This is a genomic window from Aquimarina mycalae, from assembly GCF_029906345.1.
Taxonomy (GTDB): Bacteria; Bacteroidota; Bacteroidia; order Flavobacteriales; family Flavobacteriaceae; genus Aquimarina.
In genome coordinates this window covers 85,766-97,099 of sequence record NZ_JARYGY010000010.1, presented here as the reverse complement: position 1 = coordinate 97,099, position 11,334 = coordinate 85,766, and the positions used below count along the sequence as shown (strand labels likewise).

The following is an 11,334-nucleotide window of genomic DNA, read 5'->3' as shown; positions in this document are numbered from 1 at the left end:
AATAATATGAATTTCAAAATAAATCAAAGCAACTGGAAATATCTTGTATTCTGCTTCTTGTTTATACAGTTGACAAAGGCTCAAGAGTCTTATCACAAATCAGTCGTTAAAGAAGGAATCAAAGTAGATTTTTCGTTATCACATCTTAACGAAAACAAGGTAGTAGGCGAATTTCAGGAAGGAGATCATGTATTGTTTCAGTTCAAAATTTCTGATACCATCACAGGTAAACCTCTTTCTGGTTCTTTTCCAGCAGCTTGGATGGATAAAGTGAATAACACTAAGCCTGTTGATTGTGGTAAAAAAATTGTGTCATTCATTGAAGGTGGATTATTGTCCAGACCAGAATTGGATCTTAATGTTTATTATGTTCTTACACTTAATGATGACAACACAATCAATGTGGTTGATCCTCTCTTCAGTTTTGGAGGTTCTCAACTATTAACCCAAATACAGATCCCAAGTACTGGATATGATTGGGTATCAAAAGAGAATCAAACTATGGTGTACATATCGATGCCAGATGTAAATCAGGTTGCCTTTATAAACACTTCAGATATGAAGAATACTCATAATGTCGAAATCCCTGGACAACCCAAGGATATTGTACTACAGGCTGATGAACATTATTTATGGGTAACATATGATATTCCTGGAAGATTCGAAACCAAATCTGGTGTTGCAGTAATCGATACCGAGAAAAAAACGGTTATAAAGAATATCGAAACGGGAGCTGGAACTCATGATATTGTGCTAGGAAACAATAATGATTATCTATATGTATCTAATCAAAGTAGTGGTACTATTTCGGTAATTGACATACAATCTTTAGAAAAAATAAAAGATATTCCGTTATCCGATGCGCCTATATCTCTTGCATATTCAAAGAAGGCAAATTCATTATATGCAGTTCATAAAATAAATGCTGCCATTAGTGTTATTGATGGTAAAACACATCAGGTTATAGATGAAATACAAGCTAAAGCTGGAATCAATAATATCTCTTTTACTCCAGATGGAAGACTAGGATTTGTATTAAATCCTATAGAGCACACTATAGATATTGTTGATACAGCAACGAATCGAATCGTACAATCAGCAGACGTTGATGCGCAACCAGATGAAGTAAGCTTCTCTGATGAACTGGCATATGTTCGACATTTAGGAAGTGAAACCGTTTGGATGATTCCATTGGATGTAATAGGAACTGAAGGGACTGAGGTTCCATTAATTGATTTTAGTGGCGGGCAGAACCCTCCTGCTCTAGGAGCTCCTTTAAATGATGCGCCTGGTATTGTACAAGCGCCTGGAGCCAATGCTGTGCTAGTTTCGAATTATCTGGATAAATCCATTTACTACTATTCTGAAGGAATGGCGGCACCCAGTGGGCATTTTAGTACCTATGGAAAAAAACCTAAAGCTGTAATGGCCATTGACAAGAGTATCGAAGAAGTTGCTCCAGGAACCTATCAAACAACCGTTCAATTAAGAACTCCTGGAGATTATGAAGTAAGCTTGTTTATGGACGTACCTTCATTTATGGAATGCTTTCCTGTGACTGTACTACCCAATGAAGCAAAAGAAAAAGAGCGTTTAAAAAACGTACTGGGACCATTATCTATTAGTTATTTCACGGGTAATAGTTATACAAAAGTAGATGAAGAAATTTCAATAAAATTTGAACTCGTTGATCTTAATACAAAGCAACCTGTTTCCAGCCTAAAAGATGTAAGGATTATGACCATGAATAGTGCTGGTAGAGGACATCACGCAGTAACAGTTGAAGAATCTGAAACTAAAGGTATATATAAAACCAACTTAAAATTTGAAGAAGAAGGTTTACACTATGTCTATGTGGAATGTTTATCAAGGGGATTAACCTATAACAATCCACAGTTTTTATCACTATACGCATATAAATAATAAACCTAACAACACTAAATCAAATCATCACATATTATGGAAAAACTAAAAATCAGTATCATCATTATGATGACATTGCTTACGCAAGTAATGATTTCACAAACAAGCAAAGAAACTAAAAAAGCGGCTTGTTGTGCAATGTCCGATTCAGGAAAAATGGATGCGCATTGTGATGATATGGTGTCGGATATTCCTAACGTTCCATTACTAAATCAACATGGAGAATCAGTAAACTTTCATGATTTAATTAAAGGAAAAGTAGTTGCTCTTAATTTCATTTTTACAAGTTGCAAAACTATTTGTCCACCTATGGGAGCTAATTTCGCACATCTTAAAAAAATGATGAGTAAGCGAGTAAAAAGTTCAGAACTTGTAATGCTTACTATTAGCATTGACCCAATTACTGATACACCTGAAAGATTGCTTGAATGGAGCAAAAAATTTGAAGCAGGACCTGGATGGACTTTGCTTACTGGAGAGAAGAAAGATGTCAATACTATTCTAAAAAAATTAGAAGTATATACTGCTGTAAAAGAAGAACACGCTCCTGTTATAGTATTAGGAAAAGAAGGAGAAAATAACTGGGTACGTACCAATGGACTCGCAGAACCCAAAGAATTAGCTAAAACTCTAAATACTTTTTTTGGTAAACCCAAATCAGGACACACAAGTACCGAACACAATAAGGTAGAAACTATAAATAGAGATGAAAATTATTTCACCAATGTAGAACTAATTAATCAATATGGTGATACCATGAGATTATATACTGATTTAATGAAAGACAAAGTGGTCATTATTAATCCTTTTTTTTCTGAGTGTAAAGGTGTTTGTCCTATGATGAGTAGCAATCTTGAGAAAATTCAAGAACATCTTGGCGATAAATTAGGGAATGATGTACACATCATCTCTATGACTGTAGATCATGAAACTGATCAGGAAAACATTCTAAAGTCGTATGCAGAAGCATACAATGCACGTAAGGGCTGGTATTTTGTAACTGGTGAAAAAGAAAACATCGAATTAGCATTAACAAAACTGGGCAAAAATGTTACCAATCGAGAAGGGCACGATTCCATTTTTCTAATCGGTAATCTTAACACAAAACTTTGGAAAAAAGTAAATGGATTAGCAGCGGTAGATGATATTATTGCTCAAGTTGATAGTGTTATAAATGATCGTATAGAATAATTCCTGTTAGAAGATGAAACAAATTTCCCTTTTATTTCTTCTACTATTATTTTTTGGATTTACAACAATTAAACAATCCAGTATTCCAACTAAATACAATGGATTGACCTCTAAGCAAAAAGCTGGTAAGGATATTTATACCAAAGGTATTGGAGTGTCTGATATAAAAATAATGGCAGAAATGTCAGGAGTGCAAGTTCCTGCTACAATAATGCCATGCATTAACTGTCACAAAGCTGATGGTACAGGAAACCCTGAGGGTGGTATTATACCTTCTAACATTACCTGGAATGAATTAACAAAAAATTACGGTGGAAAACGTCTTGATAGTAAAAAACGTCCTCCATACACCGAAAAATCATTAAGAAAGGTAATTACTACAGGCATGGATTCTGGTAATAATCAGCTAAACACTGCCATGCCTAAATACAACATGAGTAGAGAGGATATAGATAATCTTATTGAATACATCAAAATTCTGGGTACTGATAAAGAGGTTGGAGTTACCAATTCATCTATTAGCATTGGCGTGGTGGTGCCCGAAAGCACTTCGGTAATTACAAATAATAAAAATAAAGCAATAAAAAAGCTTGTCCAAGCATATTGTGCGGCCATAAATGATCAAGGAGGAATATACAATAGAAAGATCTTTCCTATTTTTTTAAACGCTGATGAGCTACAAAACAGACAGGATTTTTTTATGGTACTAGGATTTGGTGATAAAAGAGTGGCCAAAAATGTAAATCAAAAATCAATTCCAGCTCTTTTATCGTATGCTAAAGAAAAAGCTTCTAGTGGTCTTCATAATCCATATACCTTTTATGCATTTCCTAGCCTAACCGCACAGAGTTTATCATTGGTTGATTTTTCAAAACAAAAACAACTCTTACAAAAAGAAACAAAAGCGACGATCATATATTATAATGATCCAATTAGAAAAAGCATTTCAGAAGAAGTGGCTACATATTACTTTCAAAATTTTGGCAAACGTCCAACGATCGTGTCTTTGCATGAAAACAATATAAAAGAAACAGCAGAAAATTCTGAAATCACAACCAATGGACTCCTCTATTATATAGGACCAAATACTCTAGGAGACGAGCTACTATCAGCTTTATATAAAGTTAATAAATCTCCTAATATCCTATTACCTGGTAGTCTTTCTGGAATAGACATATTTAAGGCACCATCTTCTTTTAACAATAAAATTTTTATAGGATATCCTACCTGGATTACTGAACAAACTACCAAAGGTATACAAGTATATCAAGATTTAGCGCAGAATTATGGTTTAGATAGTAAATGGAAACGTACTCAACTCGATATGTTATCCATGTTACTTACCACTGGAGAAGGCTTAAAACGAATAGGAAGAAATCTAAGTAGAGAGCGATTTATAAAAACAATGGAGGGATTCTTTGAGTATTCTAATGGTTTGGGTCCATCTATCACTTATAATCTTAATCAACGTGTAGGAAACCCTAATGTATACATAGTGGGGTTTAATAGCACTGAAAAGAAAATGAAGCTTATAGCAACTGTACATAGTAAAGAACAATAGCATGAAGAAAAAAGTCAATATTGTAACTACAATTACACAACAAAATCAACTAAACGATGTGCAGAACTTACCGTTTTCAGTAAGGCTTATTGAACTTAGAGCAGATTTGTTACAGATAACAGCAGCAATAAAAAACAGTACTCACGTACCACTAATATATGTATTAAGAAGTAAACAAGAAGGAGGAGCATTTACTGGATCCTTAAAAGAAAGACATCAACTTTTGATAAAAGCTTCTCAAATCTTTGATTTTGTAGAACTTGAAGGAGAACGTGATCTCACTCTTGAGCTATTAACCGCAATTCCTGTAGAGAAAAGAAGAATCAGCTGGAGTGGAACAGCCGAAAACTACTCCTCTCTTCTGCAAAGAGTAAAAAAATACAAACAAGTACCTGCCAGTATATATAAAATAGTAATTGACACAACTAAGCATAGAGATGCCTTATCTATAATGCACTTATTAAAAATAAGCAATCATAAGGACGTTGTCGCTTATGCAATTGGAAAAACATCCGCCTGGACACAAGTTCTTGCTCCTTTTTTAGGATCTCCAGAGGTTCATTCTTCAATAGACAGTCAAGATCAAACAACACTCTGTTTTTCACCAAATCAATTAATAGAAGATTATGGTTTACCCGAAGTATATCCGTTAGAACAACTTTTCGGGATTGTTGGCAATCCAGTACTTGGATCTATTTCACCCAATCAACATAATATTGCATATCGCGCATTAAACTTACCATATTTATATCTACCATTCCAAACAGAAGATTTTTTATCCTTTATGAATGAGGTTATGGAGAACTCTTCTTTTCCGATTCCTATTTCTGGTGTAACTGTTGTTGCTCCTTTTAAAAGACAAGGTTATCTGGCTTCAAAATATAAAGAAGATTCTGATGACCAAACATACGGAGTATGTAATGGAATGATTAAAAAGGAACAGGAATGGCTTAGTTTTAGTACAGATGCATTCGGAGCGATAGAAGCACTAAATCGCACAATGCAAAATTGGTCAGAAAAAAGGATTGCTATCATTGGTTGTGGAGGAACAGGACGCACAATAGCAGCAGCATTAAAAAAATACACTTCAGATATAACATTAGTCAACAGAACTTTTGCCAAAGGAGTTGAAATCGCTGCAGCAATGAGATTACCATTTGTTACATTACAAGAATTCAACGCAAGTGATTTTGACATAATAATCCACGCAACTCCCTTGGGTAAAAACCCTGAAGAAACTCCTTTTAAATTAACCGATCTAAAACCTGATAGTATCGTGATAGATCATGTCTATTCTATTCAAAGGGAAACTGCACTAGTTAAATACTGTCGATTATGTAATATCAAAGTAGTAGATGGAATTGAAATAGCTCGTCTACAGATAAATCAACAATTTACATCTTTAACAGCTATAGAAAAACCAATTATAAAAACAACGAATCAAAACCTTAAAATCAATTAAATGCAGACAACAGATTTAGCGTACACCAAAAAGGATGATATCGTTTCTGAGTTCTATCACGAATGGGGAAGCGATATGAAAGCATTATTAGGTTCTTGGAAAAATGTAAACCCTAAAACAGGGCAAATTGCTCGGGTTGAAGTTATTGCTAACGACAATACCATTTCCTTGCACTGTTTCGGAAAATTAGACAAAGGAGAAAAAGATTGGGGAATCGCTCCATGCGAACTATTTAGTTCTAATGTAGGATCTCCTGAGATTGAGGGTTTTATGTGCCAATACGATTTTGATTTTATGAAAATTAGTATGGCAGGTAATATGAAATATGGAGTAATGGTCATTCAGGCATACAATACTTTCAATGACGGAAGTAATCGTAACAACTATTTCTCTCGAGAATTTTTTTGTAGATAATAATAATTGCTAAAAACTAATCATGGAATTAAAAGAACAAAAACATACAATGGACCTTTCTTATTATCTGGGAACTTGGGATAATCCTTATGAAAAAGCAAGGTTAATCGACTCTTTTACTTTTTTCGAATCTGAAGGAGAGTTACGAATGACAATTAAAAACTCTACTGATAGTTTTTGTCAAGACGACTGGGGAATAGGTTTGGTTAGAGCGCACGCATATAATCCTGATCTACATGAGGTTGTTGCTTTTCAAGCTCACTTTTTTAAAGAAGATCTCGAAATGTTTTTAGCCATCAATGAAAATAAAGGATTATTAGTAATTGCAGCATACATAACTTTTAAAAATAACGATGAAAAATCGGACTATTTTGTTCGGGAGTTCTTCCATAAACGATAAAAGATGAGACAAAAACTAAAGATAAAACCAATAGATCAATTTAGTCTCCTGAAAAAATTGACACGTGAAGAGTTTGCTCCAAGAGCAAAACAATATGATGCTACATATTCTTTTCCCAAAGAAAACTTTGAGGCGTTGTTTCGCTTAGGTCTTAATGCTCCCACAGTCTCTGTAGAATTTGGAGGTTTAGGACTAGGAAACAACAAAGAAAATATTCGTGATTTATGGACTATGACTACAGAAATAGCCAAAGCAGATATGGCTACTGCTCGTTGTTGGGAAGGTCATGCAAATGCTTTAATGTTACTAGATAATTTAGGAACATATATTCAAAAAGAAAAATGGTTTGCTGGTGTAGTGAACAAAGGCGATATCTGGACGGTATGGAGTGGAGAACCTTTATTGAAAATCCCAGGACAGACTGCAAAAATAGGGACTACGATCACGACAACTAATACAGGATATATTATCAATGGTTCTAAGGTATTCTGTTCCAGTGCTTCAGGAGCTACTTGGGCCAATTTATTAGTTAATTTAGAAGGATCAGGAGGTGCTCGCCACGCTGATGGCTCACCAGAATCGGTAATTATGCTTGCCTGCGATCTTTCTGATTCATCTGTAACTTTTGATGACTCTTGGTGGAAACCTATGGGTATGCGCGGGTCTGTAAGTTATAAGGTGAATTTTAATAATACTTTTATTCCTTTTGAAAACCAGATCGGTGCACCTGGACAGTTTTTGTTAGACGAATGGCAAACAAGATGGATTCCTCAATATGCCGCTACTTTTTTAGGAGGAGCTGAAGCTGCATATGAATACGCTCTTTCTCATATAGAAAAACAACAAAGACAACATGATCCTTTTATTCAGCATCGCGTTGGGAAAATGGCTCTGAATATTCAATCTGCTTATATGTGGTTAGATCAAGTTGCAAGATTATGGGATGAAAATAAAATAAACGAAGCTCAATCCTTAGGAAACATGGTACGTTATCAGGTAGAACAACTAGCCTGTCAAACAGTTGAACATGCAATTCATGCCTGTGGCGCCAGATCCTTAATTCAACCTAGTCCTTTAGAACGTATTTCTAGAGATCTTACTCTATACACCAGACATGATAATGATGATCAACTTCTAGCTACTATCGGAAAATCAATTCTGGGAGAATCACATGATCGATCATTTTTTAAAACTAAATAAAAGCATACATGGAAAAAGCAACTCCTAAACAAAAACTAAGTATTTGGGCATTAGCCTTAGGATACTTTGCATTTTATGTACCATATAGCGGAATGACTAAAATCTTATCCAAAGGATTATTTTCTGATACCGCAACCTCTATATCTGGATTTACATTACTACCAATGGTGCTCATAGGTACAGTATTAGGCTTTTCAATAATATTAATCCTAACAGGTTGGTGGAAACAAGCTGGAACAGTAAAAATTCTGGGAATAAACATTCCATTTGCTTCTAATAAATACACCTTTTTTTCGGGCATTGCCACTGCCGTTATCATTGCTACTACTACTCTTGCTTATAGTTTTACAGGTATTTCTATTGTATTTGCTGCGTTATTAATGCGAGGAGGTGTACTCATTATGGCGCCATTTATTGATAAAGTTTATGGTAGAAAAATACACTGGTATTCATGGCTAGCCTTTGGTCTTACCTTATTTTCTTTATTAATCGTTTTTTCAGAAAAAGTTGGATACAATATAGGACTTATTGCAGGAATAAATATTGCAGCATATCTTTCTGGTTACTTTTTCAGATTGCAGTTTATGACATATACTGCTAAGTCTAATGACACTTCTAATACCTATCGATATTTTGTAGAAGAAATGCTTTCTGCAATGGCGGCAATACTATGTATTCCTATGTTGTTAGCTATTATTGGTCAGGGAGAATTCATGCTTTCATTAAGATCTGGGTATACTTCCTTTCTTAGTTCTGGATTACTTATTCCTGCATTACTTATAGGATTGCTCTATGCAGGTCTTTATATTTTTGGTTCTCGCATTTATCTTAATAATAGAGAAAACACCTTTTGTATACCTATCAATCGCTGTGCAAGTTTACTGGCAGGAGTAACCGCTGCAGTTATTCTATCTGTGGTATTTGAAGGCACCTTTTACACAAACACTCAGCTTATAGGAGCCCTTCTCTTATTAATGGCTATCGGTGTTCTCAGTGCTCCTAAAGTTATCAAATTCGTACGTAAGGAATCCGAAATCAAACAAAGAGTTTATATGTTTATCTGCCCAGGAAATACAGGGAGATCGCCAATGGCGCAGACCATTTGTATGAATAAAATGATGAGTAGATTACAATCAAAAGGAGAATTTACTTCTCCAACCAATATAAAGATTCTAAGTGCTGGTATTACCGCAGAAGAAGGTGTTTCTATGAGTGAAGACGCTCGTTCTGCTTTAGAACATTTACAAATGAAAATAATACCACATAGCTCTCATAAATTATCCCAACAGGATATTTCTATTGTAGATAAAATCTGGTGTATGTCATCAGCTCATAAACAATCTATTCTGGATAAATTTCCTGAAGCTTTAGGTAAAGTATATTGCCTAGACGTAAAAGATCAAATTCCTGTACCGCACGGACGTGGAGTTAGAGCTTATATAGAATGTGCATTAAAACTTGAAAAATTGATTGATGGATTAATCAATACAAAAGAAATCGAACTCTCCTAGTTCTATTATCTGTTTTTTTATGAATAGTGAATATCTAATTTCTGTAATCATACCTACATATAATCGTGGATTTATCATCCACGAGGCTATAGAGAGTGTTTTAAATCAAGGGATTTCTAATATTCAGATAATTATAATAGATGATGGTTCTACCGATAACACCAAGGAGGTTCTTTCTAAATATATAGAGAGAATCACATACATATATCAAGAAAATCAAGGTCAATCCGTAGCTAGAAATGTAGGGTTAACACTAGCTCTTGGAAAATACATCAGTTTTCTGGATTCTGATGATATATTTGTGGAAGATGCGTTCAAAAAACAATTAAGTTCATTCAAAAAGTTTCCTGAAGTAGAAACTATTATTTCGGATGCTAAATTTTGGTTACTAGAACAACATTCTGATCGTTCTGGTTTACATCCTAAATTAAAGTTATATCCTTATCCAACATTGCTTTCAGATTTTCCTGCATATTGGCACTATGGTCTAATCACAGCAACTTCTTGTCATATTTTTAAACGTGATGTACTAAATAATATAACTCCTCCTTTTTTTGATCCTTCTTTACCTACTTGGGAAGATTGGGATTTTTTTGCAAAAATATATCATCACTCCAACACTTTAGTAATCCGAGATATAACAGCTAATGTTAGGCGTTTTGATGATAATACACGAAAAGAGCGTCATATACCAGGCGTAGAATGCAATATAGATCAAGAAATCTTTATGCACACATATAGAGATATTGTAACTAAAAAAGTAGCTAAAATGACTGGCATAACTTATAAAAAAAACTCAAATACTGAAATCGCAATCTCTAAGAAATATCATCAGAACGGCTATTATGCTCCAATTAACGTATTATCTGATGATGAATTAAATTATTATCGAAAGGCATTTCAAAACCAAAAAATATTATTAAAAGATCAGATAGAACACAACCGATTAGTTCAATTGCATTTACATTTTGCATGGGCATATAAGCTGGTAACTCACCCTGTTATTCTTCAATATCTTGAACCTATATTAGGTCCTAATATTCTAGTACATGGTTCTACTCTTTTTTACAAAAAACCAAATAACAAAAAATCTGTTCTTTGGCATCAAGATGGATATTTTATGAAGTTTTCTTCACCTAAATATGTAACAGCCTGGGTCGCTTTTGAAGATAGTGTACAGGAGAATGGTTGTTTACAAGTAATCCCAGGATCTCAAGATCGCTTGTATGCTCACGATTCTACTCCTTCAGAAAACAGTGTGCTTCCTTCTGGTTTGACTGTAATTGAAAAATTTAATAAAGAAAAAGCAGTAGATATAGAATTAAAAGCTGGCGAAATGTCTTTACATCATGTAAATATCATACATGGATCAAATCCTAATATCTCAGACAAACCAAGAATAGGTTTTGCCATTCGATATATTGCCGCCGAAGTTACACAAGAGTTATATCATCATGATGTTGTGATAGCTAAAGGAACGTATAATGGTAATCATTATACGGTATTAGAAGAACCTCCAAAATATGACAATCATATTTCTGTTGAAAGTCAGAAAAAAGCACATTTTGAATACTCGCAAAAAAGGAATGCACATCAGGTCTAAATGAACAATCATGGTACTAAATTACAGCTAGCGTTTCTATAGTACACAAATCAGAATCAGATGTTCTTT

At 34.3% G+C, this 11,334-nt stretch carries 9 protein-coding genes; all 9 read left to right on the top strand.

What is annotated here, in order from left to right; translation table 11 throughout:
• Positions 1-6 precede the first annotated feature (6 nt).
• From QBK95_RS20985 to QBK95_RS20945, 9 genes are read left to right on the top strand one after another with little or no spacing between them, the layout of a single operon-like run.
• Entirely contained in the window at positions 7-1,923 is a 1,917-nt protein-coding gene (locus QBK95_RS20985) for a YncE family protein (protein ID WP_280936524.1), read from the top strand.
• A gap of 36 nt (positions 1,924-1,959) precedes the next feature.
• A complete protein-coding gene (locus tag QBK95_RS20980; RefSeq protein WP_280936523.1) occupies positions 1,960-3,114 on the top strand; it encodes an SCO family protein in 1,155 nt (384 codons plus the stop codon).
• Positions 3,115-3,127: 13 nt separating this feature from the next.
• Positions 3,128-4,675, top strand: a complete 1,548-nt coding sequence (locus QBK95_RS20975) for a cytochrome c/ABC transporter substrate-binding protein (RefSeq protein WP_280936522.1) — start codon at positions 3,128-3,130, stop codon at positions 4,673-4,675.
• A 1-nt stretch (position 4,676) separates the two neighbouring features.
• A complete protein-coding gene (locus QBK95_RS20970; RefSeq protein WP_280936521.1) occupies positions 4,677-6,137 on the top strand; it encodes a type I 3-dehydroquinate dehydratase in 1,461 nt (486 codons plus the stop codon).
• The gene (locus QBK95_RS20965; protein ID WP_280936520.1) at positions 6,138-6,551 is read left to right on the top strand and encodes a hypothetical protein; all 414 of its coding nucleotides are present in this window, start codon (positions 6,138-6,140) and stop codon (positions 6,549-6,551) included.
• A 22-nt stretch (positions 6,552-6,573) separates the two neighbouring features.
• A complete protein-coding gene (locus tag QBK95_RS20960; RefSeq protein ID WP_280936519.1) occupies positions 6,574-6,951 on the top strand; it encodes a hypothetical protein in 378 nt (125 codons plus the stop codon).
• A 3-nt stretch (positions 6,952-6,954) separates the two neighbouring features.
• Complete coding sequence (locus tag QBK95_RS20955; RefSeq protein WP_280936518.1) at positions 6,955-8,151, top strand: acyl-CoA dehydrogenase family protein; 1,197 nt, start codon at positions 6,955-6,957, stop codon at positions 8,149-8,151.
• An 8-nt stretch (positions 8,152-8,159) separates the two neighbouring features.
• Complete coding sequence (locus tag QBK95_RS20950; RefSeq protein WP_280936517.1) at positions 8,160-9,662, top strand: arsenate reductase/protein-tyrosine-phosphatase family protein; 1,503 nt, start codon at positions 8,160-8,162, stop codon at positions 9,660-9,662.
• Between the two features lie 19 nt (positions 9,663-9,681).
• Entirely contained in the window at positions 9,682-11,265 is a 1,584-nt protein-coding gene (locus tag QBK95_RS20945; RefSeq protein ID WP_280936516.1) for a glycosyltransferase, read from the top strand.
• Positions 11,266-11,334: the final 69 nt, after the last annotated feature.